This is a genomic window from Mesorhizobium sp. LMG17149, from assembly GCF_024518695.1.
Lineage (GTDB): Bacteria > Pseudomonadota > Alphaproteobacteria > Rhizobiales > Rhizobiaceae > Mesorhizobium.
This window is the reverse complement of record NZ_JANIFL010000016.1, coordinates 1-16,695: the sequence shown is the minus strand read 5'-3', so window position 1 is coordinate 16,695 and position 16,695 is coordinate 1. Positions and strand designations below refer to the sequence as shown.

Sequence of the window (16,695 nt, the reverse complement as noted above, 5' to 3'; positions counted from 1 at the left end):
AGACCAGAAACCCGCCGGAGCAATCCGGCGGGTTTTCTTATGGCTCCGAGGCAAGCGGAAATTGGCTGCGACAGGATCGCGGACGCCGCAACGCCACCTCCGCCCGTGCAGCCGCCGCGCCCGTGCCCTCGACAAGTCGGCTGGAGCGCATTAGGCAGTCGATAGAGTGGCCGAACGAGAAGGGCACTCGGAAAGGCCGCATCCATGAGCAGAAAGACCCTGATTGCACCGTCGGTGTTGGCGTCGGATTTTTCCAAACTCGGCGATGAGGTCGAAGCGGTGGCGGCGGCCGGCGCCGACTGGATCCATCTCGATGTGATGGATGGGCATTTCGTGCCCAACATCACCTTTGGCCCGCCGGTGATCAAGGCGATCCGCAACCGCACCAAGGCCTTCTTCGACTGCCATCTGATGATTGCCCCGGCCGACTCCTATCTGGCCGCTTTCGCCGAGGCCGGCTGCGACGGTTTGACCGTCCATGCCGAAGCCGGCCCGCATCTTGACCGCTCGCTGCAGACCATCAGGAATCTCGGCAAGAAGGCCGGTGTGTCGCTCAATCCGGCGACGCCGGAAAGCGTGGTCGAATATGTGCTCGACCGGCTCGACCTGATCCTGATCATGACCGTCAATCCGGGCTTCGGCGGCCAGGCCTTCATCCCGGCGATCGTCGACAAGGTGAAGCGGGTCAAGGCCCTCATCGGCGGCCGGCCGATCCGCATCGAGATCGACGGCGGTGTTTCAGCCGAAACCGCGCCGCTGGTCACCGCTGCCGGCGCCGACGTGCTGGTGGCGGGCGCCGCCATCTTCAAAGGCGGCAGCGTCGAGGCTTACCGTCAGAACATCCAGGCGATCAGGACGGCAGCCGACCACGCAGCCGGCTAACCAGCGCTTTTCCCGCGTTCAGCCCGGCATGCCGGCTAAGGTTCTGGTACCGGCCGAGGCTTGTGATGGTCTGATGCGCAACGGTATCGGATCTGGAGCGGCTGCCTGATTCGGCCTCAAGGGTCCTCACAGCAGACAGTTGATCCGGCGCGCATACAAAAGAACAGAAAGAACAGATTCTCCTGCGTGCATACAAAACATGTTAAGTTCCCGCAGGTTGTGAAAATGCGCGGAATTACAGCATTGAGCTCCAGATGCCGCATATTCCTTCGTGCTAAAGTACAATAACGTGATCTTGTGCTTGAGCAGGCGAATGCCCGCACTGTATGGTACAAGTACGAGAAGGCGAATGCTTTCGGACTCGAATCGCCCAGGACAAGTCTTGGGGACAAGGAGTCGCTATGACATACGGAGCTGCCAATCTGAACGACGACGCTGCGGGACCGAAGAGTACGCTTGCCAGTACGGTCTATCAGCAATTGCGGGACGATCTTCTCGGTGGTGTTCTTGAGGCCGAGAGCAAGCTGCGGGTCGAATGGGTGGTCTCCAAATATGGAGCCGGCGCCTCGCCTGTCCGCGAAGCTCTCAATCGCCTCGCCTCGGAAGGACTTCTCGGCCGGCACGATCAGCGCGGCTTCTTCATCATGCCGGTCAGTGCGTCGGAACTCGAGGAGCTGACGCGCACCCGCTGCTGGCTCGAGGAGCGGGCGCTTCGCGAATCCATCGCCCACCGCACCGCCGAATGGGAAGAACAGCTCGTGCTGGCGCTGCATCGCCTGGGACGCGCGTCACGCCTGTCTCCGCAGGATCTCTTTTCGCTCAATCCCGATTGGGAGAGGCTGCATCGTATCTTCCACAGGGTGTTGATTTCGGCCTGCCGGTCGCAATGGCTGGTGGGGTTTTGCGACCAGCTCTCCGATCACGCCTATCGCTACCGGCAAATGGCCAATGATGGCGAGGGCGTCCAGCGCGACGATTTCGGCGAGCATCGCCTGATCGCCGAATGTGCCCTGGACGGCAATGCCGACGGTGCCGTCGAGGCACTGCTCAACCATTACCAGTTGACTGCCGCCATGTGCATGAAGCGCTTCGAGCAGGACGACGAAACGAAGGAACTCGCCGGCAAACGCGCTCGGCGATAACAGCCGATTCCCGGCGGGCTCTTGCGCTCGTTTCTTGCTAGCAATCCGCGTCGAGCGCGGCTGGCGTGAACCGCTGTCAGCAGGCTTGACGGCGCGGCCAAGAACCGCGAACTCTCGCCGCCGAGGCATGCCGCGACAGGCGCATGCTCAGCGCCGCCGCACCGAGGGAAGTGTTCATGAGCAATCATCTGTTCGATGCGTTCCGGTCCCGGATGCCGGCGCCAGCGCGCTTGCTGATGGAAACCGATGATGGCCGCTCGCTTACCTATGGCGATATGCTGGCCCGCTCGGCGCAGCTTGCGCATGCGCTCCTGCAACTCGATGTCGAACCCGGTGACCGCGTTGCCGTGCAGGTCGAGAAGAGCCCGGAAGCGGTCATGCTCTATCTCGCCTGCCTGCGAGCCGGCGCCGTCTTCCTGCCGCTCAACACCGCCTACACGCTGGCTGAGCTGGAGTATTTCTTCGGCGACGCAGAACCACGCCTGGTCGTCTGCGATCCGGCAAGAGCTGCCGACATCGGCGCGCTGGCGGAAAAGACCGGCGCCGTCACCGTCACGCTCGGCCGCGACGGCCGGGGATCGCTGACCGACCAGGCCTCGCGACTGCCGACGGATTTTCATGACGTGGCGCGTGGGCCGGATGACCTCGCGGCGATCCTCTACACGTCGGGAACCACCGGCCGTTCGAAAGGCGCCATGCTCGGCCACGAGAATCTTGCTTCGAACGCGCGCGTGCTGGTCGAGCACTGGCGTTTCACTGGAGACGACGTGCTGATCCACGCATTGCCGATCTTCCACACGCACGGCCTGTTCGTCGCCACCAATGTCGTCCTGATGGCCGGCGCCTCGATGCTGTTCGAGCAGAAGTTCGATCCGGCCCGCATCGTCTCGCTGCTGCCGCGTGCCACGGCCCTGATGGGCGTGCCGACCTTCTACGTGCGCCTGCTGCAGCAAGATGGACTGGACCATGAGGCGGCAAAAAACATCCGTGTGTTCATTTCCGGGTCGGCGCCGCTGCTGGCCGAGACGCACAAGTCCTGGCGCGAGCGCAGCGGCCACGCGATCCTCGAACGCTACGGCATGACCGAGACCAACATGAACACCTCGAACCCCTATGAGGGCGAGCGGCGCGCCGGTACCGTCGGTTTCCCTTTGCCCGGCGTCACGCTTCGCATCGCCGATCCAGACAGCGGCGCAGCGCTTGCGCAGGGCGAGGTCGGCATGATCGAGGTGAAGGGCCCAAACGTCTTCGGCGGCTATTGGCGCATGCCGGAGAAGACCAAGGCGGAATTCCGAGCCGACGGTTTTTTCATCACCGGCGATCTCGGTATGATCGACGCCGACGGCTACGTCCACATTGTCGGCCGCGGCAAGGACCTGATCATATCGGGTGGCTACAACATCTATCCGAAGGAACTCGAAAGCGAGATCGACGCGCTCGACGGGGTTAGCGAAAGCGCCGTCATCGGCGTTGTCCATCCGGATTTCGGCGAAGGTGTCACCGCTGTCGTCGTGCGTGCGCCGTCATCGCGGATCACCGGTGCCGAAATTCTCGGCGCCATCGCCGGGCGGGTGGCGAAATACAAGCACCCGAAGCGGGTGATCTTCGTCGATGAACTGCCGCGAAACACCATGGGCAAAGTACAGAAAAACGTGCTGCGCGATACCTACAAGGACATATACGCACCATAGTTGCGCGGTGCCTGGGGCAGGGGCGCCTTACTCCTTGCGCGGCCTTTCGGCCCGGCTGCCGGAACCCCACAAGGCACGCTTCAGCAGGTTGCGCTTGCGTGGGGCGAGGTTGATGTCGCTGACAAGCTTGGCGCCGCCCTCGCGCCGTTCCAGGGTGATCTTGCGGCTGTGGAAGGCTTCCAACTCGGCCCGGTGCGCCACGCTGATGATGGTGACATCAGGCAATTCGCGGATCACCGTCGCCATCATGGTGTCCTGGCTCTTCTCGTCGAGCGCCGAGGTTGCTTCATCTAGCACGACGATATCGGGGCGGTGCAGCAGCAGGCGCGCGAAGGCGAGACGCTGCTTTTCGCCGCCCGACAGCGTCTGGTCCCATGGCGCTTCTTCCTTGATCCTTTCGGCAAGGTAGGCGAGGCCGACCTTGTCGAGGGCGGCCTTGATCTGTTTGATCGTCCACTTGTCCGCCGCCGCGGGATAGGCGACCGCGCGGCGAAGCGTGCCCGAGGGGATGTAGGGGCGTTGCGGCAGCATGAACAGTCGCCTGTCGGCGTGAAAATTGACGCTGCCGCCGCCCCACGGCCACAGGCCCGCGACGGCCCGCACCAGCGTCGACTTGCCCGAGCCGGATTCGCCGGCCACCAGCACCCGCTCACCGGGTTCGATCGCAACCTCGGTCTCCTTGACCACGGCGGTGCCGTCGTCGAGCGTCACGGAGAGATCGTCGAGGCTGAGCATGGCACCGTCGTCGGTTTCGCCGTGCTGGATGCGTCCAAGCGCATCGCTCTGCTCCGCACGCTCGAGCCCGTCGAGCGACATCATCAGCGAAGCTACGCGCCGCGCGGAGGCGTTCCAGTCGGCAAGACGCGGGTAGTTGTCGACCAGCCATCCGAACGCGCCTTGCACGATGCCAAAGGCGGACGCTGCCTGCATCACCTCGCCAAGCGTCATTGAGCCTTCGAGGAATTTTGGCGCGCACAGCAGGATCGGCACGACCGGCGCAAACAGGCTCGATCCCTGCGACACCGCCGCCGTGCGCATGTGCTGGCCCGTCAGCAGCGCCCATTGCCTCAGCACATGGCCGAAATTCCTGTCGATGCCGCTGCGCTCCTCTTCCTCGCCGCCCAGCAAGGCGATGCTCTCGCCGTTTTCGCGCACGCGCGTCAGCGTGTAGCGCAGTTCGGCCTCCGCCTGGTTCTTCCGCTCGGAGAGCTGGACGAAATTGCGGCCGATGACCACCATCGCGGTCGAGGTGATGGCGGCATAGATCATCGCGGTGATGACCAGGAAGCCGGGGATGGTGATGCTCTCGCCGCCGATCGGCAAAGTGAGCGCGCCGCCGATGGTCCACAGCACGACGATGAAGGTCGAGGCAGACAGGAACGCGTTGAGGACGCCGGCGATGAAATCGACCGGCGACTCGGTGGCGATGCGCAGATCCTCGGTCATGCGGGCCTCGGGGTTCTGGTGGTCGCCGCCGACGAGATTCAGTTGGTAGTAGCGGCCGCCTGCCAGCCAGCGCGCGATGACCGCGGTGGTCAGCCAGGAACGCCAGCGGCGCTGGATCGTCATGCGCAGGTAGACCTGCGCGACGACAAGGCTGCCGCTGCAGATTACCAGCGGCACGAAGACGGCGCTGAGGAAATAGACGCTGCGGGCGTTGCGCTGCTCAAGGGCATCGAACATCGAACGGTTCCAGACATTGATGCCATACTGGAAGCCGATATTGATGCAGATCAGCAGCAGCACCCCGATCGTCAATGGCCAGGCGAGCCGGTCGCCGCGCCGGCTCCAGTAACCGCGCGCGCTGATCCAGAAACGCCGCAGCAGATATTTCTTGCGCTCCTGCTCGGCCCCTTCGGGCGTCAGTTGCGGATCGGGCTCGACAGCCTCCGGCGGTGGCCCCGGCTGGCCGTCGACCTCCGGGGCAGCTTCGGTACTCGACAGCTTTTTTTCGCGCAGCTCCTCGTGGCGTGGCCTTTGGTCACGCGGCGCTTTCTGTGGCGGCTTCAAGGCACCGCGCGGTTTGATGCCGTCGGCCTGTTTCAATTTGGGTTTCGCCTCGGACATACGCTCCGACAACGACCTCAAAATCAAAAGGTTTCATGACGTCAGCCGACTTGACCTGATATCAACGCACAGTGTCGGAGCCGGCCGCAAAAACCTTTTCGCCGCCGATCCAGACGCCCTTCGTGTCGAGATCGTCCGACAGCGCGACCATGTCCGCAGCCGTGCCGTTGGCGAATCGGCCAAGCCGGTGCGACTGGCCGATTGCTTGCGCCGGATAGAGCGAGGCCATGCGCAAGGCCTCCGAAAGCTCGACCCCGACGACGCGGTGGATGAAACGAACGGCCGAGATCATGTCGAGATCAGCGCCCGCTAGCGTTCCGTCGGCGAGCCTCAGGCTGCCGTCCCTTCGATAGATGGTGCGGCCGTTGAGCGTGAACGACGTCATGTCGGTGCCGATTGTCGCCATGGCGTCGGTGACCAGCACGATCCTGGCCGGCCCCTGCTTGGCGCGCAGCGCGAGCTTGATGGTGGCCGGATCGACATGGATGCCGTCGGCGATGAGGCCGGCCGACAAGGTGCCGATGTCGATGGCGGCGCCGACCAATCCGGGCTCGCGATTGCCGATCTGGCTCATCGCATTGAACAGATGGGTGACCATTGAGGCGCCGGCCGCGGCAAAGGCGCTGGCGGTGGCATAGCCGGTATCGGAGTGGCCAAGGCTGACGATGATGCCGGCCCTGGCGAGTGCCGCGACGCGCGCCGGCTCGACGGATTCAGGGGCAATGGTGGTGAGCAGCACCGGTAGTTTTTGCCGCGCGGCGATCAGCATCGCCTGATCGGCATCCGTCATCGGCCGGATCAGCGCCGGATCATGCGCGCCCTTGCGGGCGACCGACAGATGCGGGCCTTCGAGATGCAGTCCGAGAAACCCAGGCACCTTCTGGCGCGCCGCTGCCTCGCCGGCGGCGACAGCGGCGGCCGTGATTGCAGGCGTGTCGGTGATCAGCGTCGGCAGCAGCGCCGTCGTGCCGAAGGGCGCGTGCGCGCGGCAGATGGTCTCGATTGAAGCGACATCGGGGTGGTCGTTGAGCATGACGCCGCCGCCGCCGTTGACCTGCAGGTCGACGAACCCCGGCGCCAGAAGGCCGCCACCGGTGTCGACGACGCGGATATCCGAGGGGATGGCACCGGTGGGCAGAATGGCCTCGACGAGACCGTCGCGCACGACAAGTGCGTGGCCTTCATGCCAGTCGTCGCCGTCGAAAATCCGGGCGCCAGTCAGGGCAAAGCGATCGCTCATACTGTCTCCGTCACCTTGCGAAGATTGCGCGGCGTGTCCGGATCGAGACCGCGATGGCGGGCAAAGGCCTCGACGAACATGTAGAAGGAGACGATCAGCGTCAGCGGATCGGTCAGCGGGTGCCCGGTGGCGACATGCGGCAGGCGCACGGCGCGTTTGGCAAGCGCGGAGGTGACGAACACCGGCGCGCCCTTGGCCGCCAGGCTGTCGGCGGCCTCGGCGATAGACGGTTCGGAGGCGTCGCGCGCGGCCAGCGCCAGCACCGGAAAGTCGGGGCCGATCAGCGCCAGCGGGCCGTGCATGACTTCGGCGGCGCTGTAGGCCTCGGCATGCATGCCGCAGGTCTCCTTGAATTTCAGCGCCGCTTCGTTGGCCATCGCTGCCGACGGTCCGCGGCCGAGGATGAACAGCGACTTCTGCTTCTCGATCGTCTCAGAGAGCACGCTCATCCAGTCGCAGGCGATCGCCTTGCCGAAATGCTCCGGCAGGCGGGCAAGTGCGGCCAACAGCGCATCGTCGCCGGTGGCGTGCGCCATCAGAGCGAGGCCGGCGACGGCCGAATTGATGAAGGTCTTGGTGGCCGCCACGCTGCGCTCGGGGCCGGCCAGGATATCGATCGCATAGTCCGAGGCACGCGCCAGCGGCGAATCGGCGGTGTTGGTGATGGCGACGGTCAGCGCGCCCCCCGCCCGCGCGGTTTCGGCCATGGCGACGATATCGGGACTCTTGCCCGACTGCGAGATCGCCAGGCAGGCCGAGCCGGCGAGCCTGAGCTTGCGGCCATAGATCGAGGCGATCGACGGTCCGACAGACGCCACGGCCAGGCCCGCGGTCAACTCGACGGCGTATTTCATGAAGGTGGCGGCATGGTCGGACGAGCCGCGCGCCACGGTGACGACGAACTGCGGGTCGCGTTCCCTGATGCCGCGCCCGGCCTCGGTCAGCACCGCGCCGGAGCCGTCGAGCAGGCGGGCGACCGCTTGCGGGACCTCCTCGATCTCGCGCCGCATATGGGTCATTTCTGCCGACATGGTCGGCTCTGTCGTGCTCATGGTCGGCCCTCTTCGCTCGGCCCTGTCAGCCGCAGTTCGGCGACGAAATCATAGGCGTCGCCCCGGTAGATGGAGCGGGTGAATTCGATCACCTTGCCGCTCGCCAGATAGGAAATGCGTTCGATGTGCAGGCCGGCAATACCTGGCGGCACTTCGAGCAGGCGCGCGTCGCTGTCTCCGAGATTGGCGGCGGAAATGCGCTGCACGGCGCGCACTGGCCGGTTGCCGGTCAATTCCAGCGCCGCGTAGAGCGAGGAACCTATATCGGCCGGATCGGGCAACACGCTGGCCGACAGCGAGGCGCGTTCGATCGCCAGCGGCGTGTCGTTGGCGATGCGCAGGCGCGCCACCCGCGCCACCAGTTCGCTCGAGGACAGGCCGAGCACCATCATCTCGTCGGGCGATGGTGCGTAGAGGCCGCGGTCGAGCCATGCCGAACGCACCGCCATGCCGCGCCGCGCCATGTCCTCGGTAAACGAGGTCAGCCGCGACAGCGACTGTTCGACACGCTCCATGCGCGGCGCCACGAAAGTGCCGGAGCCGTGGCGCTGCACCAGGATGCCGCCCTTGACCAAGTCCTGCACCGCCTTGCGCACGGTGACCCGCGAAATATCGGCCTTGGTGGCGATGTCGCGCTCGGAAGGCAGCGCGTCGCCCGGCCCGATCAGGCCGCGATTGACCGCGTCCTCGATGCTCTTGCGAAGCTGCAGATAAAGCGGCGCGCCGCTTTGCGCCTGATGTTTGAGCGTGGCGAAGATCTGGTCGGCGGCCTCGCTCATCGAGTTGCCTCCGCGTGTCCGGCGAAAAGGCGGACCGCCATCTGCACCGCGCCGCCCAGCGCGTCGTCGAGCGGCGGCTTCAGCAGTGCCTGGTAGCGCGCCGAGAGGCGCGGCGCGTAGAGCGGCGCCAGCCCGCCGAGCAGGCACAGCGGCGCGTCGTCGGCGAGATCGAGCGCGCCGAGCGAGGCTTCGACATCGGCGACCACCCTGTCGAGGATCCAGTTGGCGACGCTGTCGCCCTTCTCGGCATGCTCGAACACCTTGGGTGCGAAGCCGCCGAAATCGCCCGGCTTGGCATTGGTGGTGAATTCGACGACGTCTTCCGGGTTGTTGCGGAAGACGGCCAGCATGCTGTGCGTCAGCGGCGAACCGGCGCGAACGCCGTCATAGGCAAGCAGTGTCTGTTCGAGCAGGTCGCGGCCGATGCGGGCGCCGCTGCCCTGGTCGCCGACCTGGAAACCCCAGCCGCCGATGGCGCGCGATTTGCCTTGTCTGCGCGCCATATAGGCGGTGCCGGTGCCGAGGATCGCCATGGCGCCGTCACCCGAGCCGACAGCGCCCTCCAGCGCGATCTCGGCGTCGGTCTCGACGCGACTGATGCTGAACGGCAGAATCGCTTCGAGCTGCTGCCGATAGGTGCCGACATTGGCGCCGGCCAGCCCGAGAATGGCCGGCGTCCGCGGGATCAGTTCCGGATCCTGCCCGGCGGCGAGAAACGCCTGCCGCGCGGCCTCGACGATGTTCGAGCGGGCGCCGGTCAGGTCGGTGCGGATGTTGGCGGCGCCGCTTTTGGCGCGGCCGATCACCGTGCCGTCCGCCGTTGCCAGAGCGGCCCTGCAACTGGTGCCGCCGCCATCGATTCCGAGCACGAAATTCACGTGATTTCTCCTCCGGGCGGATAATACCAATAAAATACCAATAGCCAAGGATTAATTTCCGTTTCAAAAAGATTAAGCCGTATTTTATTGAAAAATCTGCCTATTTCGTCGGTTCAACGCTTTCAGACCAGCAAATTCGTTAATGCGTGTGGACAAGTGGTATTTTTTTGGTATTGTTCTGGTATTGGAGGAACCCGGGATGGCCGAAACGCGCACCGAAGCGCTTCACAAGAATGCCGAAGGGCTGGATATCCAGGCCCCGGACACCGTCCTTTCCTATTTGGCCGATGCGCAGATCGAAGCCGCCAAGGTCGTGCGCCACGCCATTCCATCCATCGCCAGGGCCGCCGAGATCATTGCCGTCAGGCTGAACAGCGGCGGCAAGCTCGCCTACGCCGCCGCCGGCAGCTCAGGCCTGATGGCGCTGGCCGATGCGCTGGAGCTGCCGGGCACCTTCGGCATTCACCGCGACCGCATCGCTATCCTGATCGCCGGCGGCGACGACGCTTTCCGTACGCTGGCCGGAGGGCCGGAAGACGATACCGAGGAGGCTGCGGCAGCGGTCGCCGGGGCCGGCCTCGGCAAGGGCGACTGCCTGATCGCCATTTCCGCCAGCGGCACGACGCCCTATGCCGTCAAGGCCGTCGAGGAGGCTGCTCGCCGCGGCGCTGCCACCATCGGCATCGCCAACAACAGGGACTCTGCGCTGCTGCGCCAGGCACAAACCGCCATCCTGCTCGAAACGCCGCCGGAACTGATCGCCGGCTCCACGCGCATGGGCGCCGGCACCGCCCAGAAGATCGCGCTCAACATGCTGTCGACGCTGACCGCCATCCATCTCGGCCATGTGCATGACGGCTACATGGTCAATCTCATGGCCGACAACATCAAGCTGCGCGACCGCGCGGCGCGCATCGTCGCCGCCGTCAGCGGACGCGGTACGGACGAAGCGGCCCGCCTGCTCGAGAAGAGCGGCGGCGCGGTCAAGACCGCCATTCTGCTCGCCGCCGGCGCCGACAGCACTGACGCGGCGCAGAAGATACTGGAAGAGGCCGGCCAGAAGCTGCGGCCGGCCCTTTCCGCGCTGGGGCATGATCCCGAAAAGTGGAAGCCGCTTTTCGGAAAAGATCATGCTCGAACAGAGAAATAGAGCCTGGTTCATCCCGATTTTCATCGGGGTGAAACCAGGCTTGCGAGGGGAGCAAAGGGCGCGCTGCCTCCGTTCTCATCAAAACCGAACCTGAAAAAGGTCAACAGGGAGACTGAGCATGACAACGAAACTACTGACGGCACTGCTTTTGGGCACCAGCATTCTCGGCTCGGCCGGGGTTGCCTATGCCGAAGACGTAACGCTCAATATCGAAAGCTGGCGCGGCGACGACCTTGCCATCTGGAAGGACAAGCTGATCCCGGCTTTCGAAGCCAAGAACCCAGGCATCAAGGTGGTGTTCGCGCCGTCGGCCCCGACCGAATATGATGCAGCGCTCGGCGCCAAGCTCGCCGCCGGCTCGGCGGGCGACCTGATCACCTGCCGCCCGTTCGACAAGTCGCTCGAACTGTTCAAGAAGGGCAACCTCGCCGACCTCTCGGCGCTGCCCGGCATGGAGAACTTCTCACCGGTGGCCAAGTCCGCCTGGCAGACCGACGACGGCAAGGCGAGCTTCTGCGTGCCGATGGCCTCGGTCATCCACGGCTTCATCTACAACAAGGACGCCTTCGACAAGCTCGGCATCAAGGTGCCGGAGACCCGCGACGAGTTCTTCGCTGCGCTCGACAAGATCAAGGCCGACGGCACCTACATCCCGATGGCGATGGGGACCAAGGATCTCTGGGAAGCCGCGACCATGGGCTACCAGAACATCGGCCCGAACTACTGGAAGGGCGAGGACGGCCGCGCGGCGCTGATCAAGGGCGAGCAGAAGCTGACCGACAAGGACTGGGTCGCGCCGTATGAAGAACTGGCCAAGTGGAAGCCTTATCTCGGCGACGGCTTCGAGGCGCAGACCTATCCGGACAGCCAGAACCTGTTCACGCTCGGCCGCGCCGCCATCTATCCGGCCGGCTCGTGGGAAATCGGCCTGTTCAACACCCAGGCGCAGTTCAAGATGGGCGCCTTCCCGCCGCCGGTCGAGAAGGCCGGCGACACCTGCTACATATCGGACCATACCGATATCGGCATGGGCCTGAATGCGGCTTCGAAGAACGCCGATGCGGCCAAGACCTTCCTGTCCTGGGTCGCCTCGCCCGATTTCGCCACCATCTACGCCAACGCGCTGCCGGGCTTCTTCAGCCTGAACTCCGCGCCGGTGAAGATGGAAGACCCGCTGGCGCAGGAATTCGTCTCCTGGCGCGGCAAGTGCAAGTCGACCATCCGCTCGACCTACCAGATCCTGTCGCGCGGCACGCCGAACCTCGAAAACGAGACCTGGGTTGAATCGGCCAACGTCATCAACGGCACCGATACGCCGGAAGCCGCGGCCAAGAAGCTGCAGACCGGTCTCGACAGCTGGTACAAGCCGGCCAAGTAGAACTCAGGCTGAGCGCTGCTTATCTCCCCCCTCGAGGGGGAGATGTCGCCGAAGGCGACAGAGGGGGTCGGTGGAGGCAGGCCGCGACTTGATCGTTGCTGGAAAGCGCGGTCAAATGTCGATGGCGCGCTGCCTTGACCGACCCCACCCGCCTCGCTTCGCGAGGCACCCTCCCCTCGAGGGGGAGGGAGGCGCCGCGCCTTTGGCGGCATTTGCCGAGACCTGATCGGCGGGGACCGAACTCATGGCCGCAGATATCAGACCGAAAAGACCGTTCCGCTGGCACATCGGCATCTTCCTGGCGCCGGCCGTGCTCGTCTACACGGCGATCATGATCCTGCCGCTCGCCGGCACGCTGCAGCTGTCGCTGTTCCGCAACATCGAGCAGCACCAGGTCTTCGTCGGGCTGGAAAACTTCCGCACGCTGTTCGGCGACCCCAACTGGTCGGTGGGTTTCTGGAACGCGCTGAGAAACAATGTCTGGTTCTTCATCATCCACATGATCGTGCAGAACCCGATCGGCGTCATGCTGGCGGCGCTGCTGTCCAGCCCGAAACTGAGATTCGCGGCTTTCTACCGCACGGCGATCTTCGTGCCGACCATCCTGTCCTTCGTTATCGTTGGTTTCGCCTGGAAGCTGATCCTGTCGCCGCTGTGGGGCGTGGCGCCGCATCTCATGGATATCGTCGGCCTGAAAAGCCTGTTCACGCCGTGGCTCGGCAAGGAGCAATATGCACTGACCGCACTCAGCCTGATCTCGGTGTGGCAGTTCGTCGGCATCCCGATGATGCTGATCTATGCCGCACTGCTGTCGATCCCCGAAGAGGTGATCGAGGCCGCTGAATGCGACGGCATTACCGGCCTGTCGCAGTTCTGGAAGATCAAGCTGCCGCTGATCCTGCCGTCGATAGGCATCATCTCGATCCTCACCTTCGTCGGCAATTTCAACGCCTTCGACCTGATCTACACCGCGCAAGGCGCGCTCGCCGGGCCGAACTATTCGACCGACATTTTAGGCACCTTCCTCTACCGCGCCTTCTTCGGCTTCCAGCTGCAGACCGGCGACCCCAATATGGGCGCGGCGATCGCCACGATGATGTTCCTGATCATCCTCGGCGGCGTCTGCGTCTACCTCTTCCTCGTCCAGACGCGCCTGCGTCGCTACCAGTTCTGAGGGGCCGAGAGATGAGCACCGCCACCCGTTCCGTGCCCCGCACCATCGGCGCCCACGCGATCCTTTTGACCTACACGGCAATCGCGCTGTTTCCGGTGATCCTCGTCATCATGAACTCGTTCAAGTCCCGCGCCGGCATCTTCGGCGCGCCTTTGACGCCGCCGACGCCAAAAACCTTCGACTTGATCGGCTACACGACCGTCATCGGCCAGGGCGACTTCATCCACTATTTCCAGAACAGCCTCGTCGTCACCGTCGCCTCGCTGTTCTTCGTACTTTTGTTCGGCGCCATGGCGGCGTTCGCCCTGTCGGAATACCGCTTCCGCGGCAACTCGCTGATGGGGCTCTATCTGGCGCTCGGCATCATGATCCCGATCCGGCTGGGCACCGTCGCCATCCTGCAATTGATGGTGGCGAGCGGGCTGGTCAATACGCTGACGGCGCTGATCCTGGTCTATACCGCGCAAGGCCTGCCGCTTGCCGTGTTCATCCTGTCGGAATTCATGAAGCAGGTGTCCGACGATCTGAAGAATGCCGGCCGCATCGACGGCCTGTCCGAATACACCATCTTCTTCCGCCTGGTGCTGCCGCTGGTCAGGCCCTCGATGGCGACCGTCGCCGTCTTCACCATGATCCCGATCTGGAACGATCTGTGGTTCCCGCTGATCCTGGCGCCGTCGGAAGAAACCAAGACGGTGACGCTCGGCGCCCAGCTGTTCCTCGGCCAGTTCGTCACCAACTGGAACGCCATCCTGGCAGCCCTGTCGCTGGCGATCATGCCGGTGCTGATCCTCTACGTCATCTTCTCGCGGCAACTGATCCGCGGCATCACGTCCGGAGCCGTCAAGTGAACTCTGAAACACCCCTTCGCGTCGTCGTCGCCGGTCTCGGCAATATGGGTCGCAGCCATGCGCTGGCCTATCACAGCAATCCGGGCTTCCAGATCGCGGCGCTGATCAACCGCTCCGACGCGCCGTTGCCGGAAGCGCTGTCCAGTTGTGGCATCAGGCGCTCCTTCGATGACGCCCTGCGCGATGAAAAGCCCGATGTCGCCTGCATTGCCACCTATTCCGACAGCCATGCCGATTATGCGGTGAGGGCGTTCGAGGCCGGCTGCCATGTCTTCGTCGAAAAGCCGCTGGCAACGACGGTGGCCGATGCCAGGCGTGTCGTCGCGGCGGCCAAGGCCAATGGCAAGAAACTGGTGATCGGCTACATCCTGCGCCATCACCCGTCCTGGATCAGGCTGATCGCCGAGGCGCGCAAGCTCGGCGGCCCCTACGTCTTCCGCATGAACCTCAACCAGCAATCCTCGGGCCATACCTGGGAAACGCACAAGCAGTTGATGCAGACGACATCGCCGATCGTCGATTGCGGCGTGCACTATCTCGACGTCATGCTGCAGATCACCGATGCGAAGCCTGTGGAAGTGCGCGGCATGGGCGTGCGGCTGACCGACGAGGTGGCGCCGTCCATGTACAATTACGGTCACCTGCAGGTGCTGTTCGATGACGGCTCGGTCGGCTGGTACGAAGCCGGCTGGGGGCCGATGATTTCGGAAACGGCCTTCTTCGTGAAGGACGTGATCTCGCCGAATGGCTGCGTGTCGATCGTCATGAAGGAGGGCGTCAAGTCCGACGACATCGACACCCACACCAAGACCTCCACCATCCGCCTGCACAGTGCCGCGACCGGTGCGGACGGTAAATTCGTCAAAGCCGACGAAATGTTGTCGATGGAGGGCGAACCCGGCCATCAGGACCTCTGCGACCTCGAACAGGCCTTCGTGCTGAAGGCGATCCGCGAGGATCTCGATCTGACCAAACACATGGACGATGCGGTCAAATCGCTCGCCGTCTGCCTTGCAGCCGACGAGAGCGTGCGCAGTGGAAAGGCGGTGCGGTTGTGACGAGGCAATTGTCGTCAGGGGCTGCGCTCTACGGCGCCCCCCTCTGGCCTGCCGGCCATCTCCCCCTCAAGGGGGGAGATCAGCTTTCGGCACGGCCTTCGCCAATCACCAACGTTGAAAAGAGTGTGGCGGCGTCAAAGCTGCCAATCTCCCCCCTTGAGGGGGAGATGGCCGGCAGGCCAGAGGGGGGCGTCTTGGCGCCCGCATTCCAATCCGGAGGAACGAAGTGGGCTCGCTGAACATCGAGAACGTGAAGAAGGCCTTCGGGCCGGTCGAGGTGCTGAAGGGCATCAACCTCGAGGTGAATGATGGCGAGTTCGTCGTTTTCGTCGGCCCGTCCGGCTGTGGCAAGTCGACCTTGCTCAGGGTGATCGCCGGACTGGAGGATTCGACCTCGGGCCGTGTGGTGATCGACGGCGCGGATGTCTCGGCCACGCCGCCGGCCAAGCGCGGCATCGCCATGGTGTTCCAGACCTATGCGCTCTACCCGCATCTGACGGTGAAGAACAATATGGGCCTTGGCCTCAAGCAGGCCGGCACGCCCGCCCCGGAGATCGAGCGCCGCATCGGCATCGCCTCGTCGATGCTGTCGCTCGAGCCCTATCTTGAGCGACGGCCGGCCGAACTCTCCGGCGGCCAGCGTCAGCGCGTCGCCATCGGCCGCGCCGTGGTGCGCGAGCCCAAGCTTTTTCTCTTCGACGAGCCATTGTCCAACCTCGATGCGGCACTGCGCGTCAACACAAGGCTAGAGATCGCGCAGCTGCATCGCCGGCTGAAGGCGACGATGATCTACGTCACCCACGACCAGGTCGAGGCGATGACGCTGGCCGACAAGATCGTGGTGCTCAACGCAGGGAAAATCGAGCAGATCGGTGGCCCGATGGAGCTCTATAATTCGCCGGCAAATGAGTTTGTCGCCGGCTTCATCGGCTCACCGAAGATGAATTTCGTCGACGGTGCCCGTCTCGGCGAAACCGCCAAGACAATCGGCGTGCGGCCGGAGCATTTGACCGTCGATCCGAAATCCGGCGACTGGAAGGGGACGGTCGTTCATGCCGAGCACCTCGGCGCCGACACCAACCTCTATCTGGACTGCGAGAAGGCCGGGCTGATCACCGTGCGGATTTTCGGCGTCTATGATGCAGAGCCGGGTGCCACGCTGTATGCGACGCCGGATCCGGCGAAGACGTACAGGTTTGGCGCCGATGGGAAGACGATCAAGTAATATTTGACGTTGGCGCTGCCCCTTGTATCTGCACGAGATGATTATGTGCGATGGAAGCGATTGAGCCTCGGGCCGGATGGCCATCCGGCCCGAGGCTTGGCGAAGTCGCCCGCTGCCCCTCCGGCTAC

General features: G+C 64.2%; 14 protein-coding genes. 9 read left to right on the top strand and 5 right to left on the bottom strand.

Going from position 1 to position 16,695, the window contains the following annotated elements; translation table 11 throughout:
• Positions 1-204: 204 nt before the first annotated feature.
• The 3 genes from rpe to NP945_RS29510 all read left to right on the top strand — a co-directional run bounded on the left by rpe (position 205) and on the right by NP945_RS29510 (position 3,715).
• A complete protein-coding gene (gene rpe, locus NP945_RS29520; RefSeq protein WP_256748286.1) occupies positions 205-882 on the top strand; it encodes a ribulose-phosphate 3-epimerase in 678 nt (225 codons plus the stop codon).
• A 401-nt stretch (positions 883-1,283) separates the two neighbouring features.
• The gene (locus tag NP945_RS29515; RefSeq protein ID WP_127320269.1) at positions 1,284-2,024 is read left to right on the top strand and encodes a GntR family transcriptional regulator; all 741 of its coding nucleotides are present in this window, start codon (positions 1,284-1,286) and stop codon (positions 2,022-2,024) included.
• Between the two features lie 176 nt (positions 2,025-2,200).
• Positions 2,201-3,715 (top strand): malonyl-CoA synthase, encoded by a 1,515-nt coding sequence (locus NP945_RS29510; RefSeq protein ID WP_256748285.1) that lies wholly within the window; start codon positions 2,201-2,203, stop codon positions 3,713-3,715.
• A 27-nt stretch (positions 3,716-3,742) separates the two neighbouring features.
• Here NP945_RS29510 and NP945_RS29505 read toward each other — a convergent pair whose 3' ends face one another.
• The 5 genes from NP945_RS29505 to NP945_RS29485 form a co-directional block, all read right to left on the bottom strand.
• On the bottom strand, positions 3,743-5,782 hold the full coding sequence (locus NP945_RS29505) for an ABC transporter ATP-binding protein/permease (protein WP_256748284.1): 2,040 nt from the start codon (positions 5,780-5,782) through the stop codon (positions 3,743-3,745).
• A 61-nt stretch (positions 5,783-5,843) separates the two neighbouring features.
• Entirely contained in the window at positions 5,844-7,022 is a 1,179-nt protein-coding gene (nagA, locus tag NP945_RS29500; protein ID WP_256748283.1) for an N-acetylglucosamine-6-phosphate deacetylase, read from the bottom strand.
• On the bottom strand, positions 7,019-8,053 hold the full coding sequence (locus tag NP945_RS29495) for an SIS domain-containing protein (RefSeq protein WP_164748800.1): 1,035 nt from the start codon (positions 8,051-8,053) through the stop codon (positions 7,019-7,021). The genes nagA and NP945_RS29495 overlap by 4 nt, the downstream gene beginning before the upstream one ends.
• Before the next feature lie 17 nt (positions 8,054-8,070).
• Entirely contained in the window at positions 8,071-8,853 is a 783-nt protein-coding gene (locus NP945_RS29490; RefSeq protein ID WP_027040192.1) for a GntR family transcriptional regulator, read from the bottom strand.
• Complete coding sequence (locus tag NP945_RS29485; protein ID WP_256748282.1) at positions 8,850-9,731, bottom strand: N-acetylglucosamine kinase; 882 nt, start codon at positions 9,729-9,731, stop codon at positions 8,850-8,852. Before NP945_RS29485 ends, NP945_RS29490 begins: the two co-directional genes overlap by 4 nt.
• Before the next feature lie 199 nt (positions 9,732-9,930).
• Between NP945_RS29485 and NP945_RS29480 the strand changes: the two genes are divergently transcribed.
• The 6 genes from NP945_RS29480 to NP945_RS29455 all read left to right on the top strand — a co-directional run bounded on the left by NP945_RS29480 (position 9,931) and on the right by NP945_RS29455 (position 16,567).
• On the top strand, positions 9,931-10,881 hold the full coding sequence (locus NP945_RS29480; protein WP_256748281.1) for an N-acetylmuramic acid 6-phosphate etherase: 951 nt from the start codon (positions 9,931-9,933) through the stop codon (positions 10,879-10,881).
• 118 nt (positions 10,882-10,999) lie between these two features.
• Complete coding sequence (locus NP945_RS29475; protein ID WP_127321312.1) at positions 11,000-12,259, top strand: ABC transporter substrate-binding protein; 1,260 nt, start codon at positions 11,000-11,002, stop codon at positions 12,257-12,259.
• Positions 12,260-12,503: 244 nt separating this feature from the next.
• Positions 12,504-13,433, top strand: a complete 930-nt coding sequence (locus NP945_RS29470; protein ID WP_128307069.1) for a carbohydrate ABC transporter permease — start codon at positions 12,504-12,506, stop codon at positions 13,431-13,433.
• Positions 13,434-13,444: 11 nt separating this feature from the next.
• On the top strand, positions 13,445-14,284 hold the full coding sequence (locus tag NP945_RS29465) for a carbohydrate ABC transporter permease (protein ID WP_127380895.1): 840 nt from the start codon (positions 13,445-13,447) through the stop codon (positions 14,282-14,284).
• Positions 14,281-15,342 (top strand): Gfo/Idh/MocA family protein, encoded by a 1,062-nt coding sequence (locus NP945_RS29460; protein WP_256748280.1) that lies wholly within the window; start codon positions 14,281-14,283, stop codon positions 15,340-15,342. The genes NP945_RS29465 and NP945_RS29460 overlap by 4 nt, the downstream gene beginning before the upstream one ends.
• A 226-nt stretch (positions 15,343-15,568) precedes the next feature.
• Positions 15,569-16,567 (top strand): ABC transporter ATP-binding protein, encoded by a 999-nt coding sequence (locus NP945_RS29455; RefSeq protein ID WP_352582303.1) that lies wholly within the window; start codon positions 15,569-15,571, stop codon positions 16,565-16,567.
• The last annotated feature ends 128 nt before the right edge of the window (positions 16,568-16,695 follow it).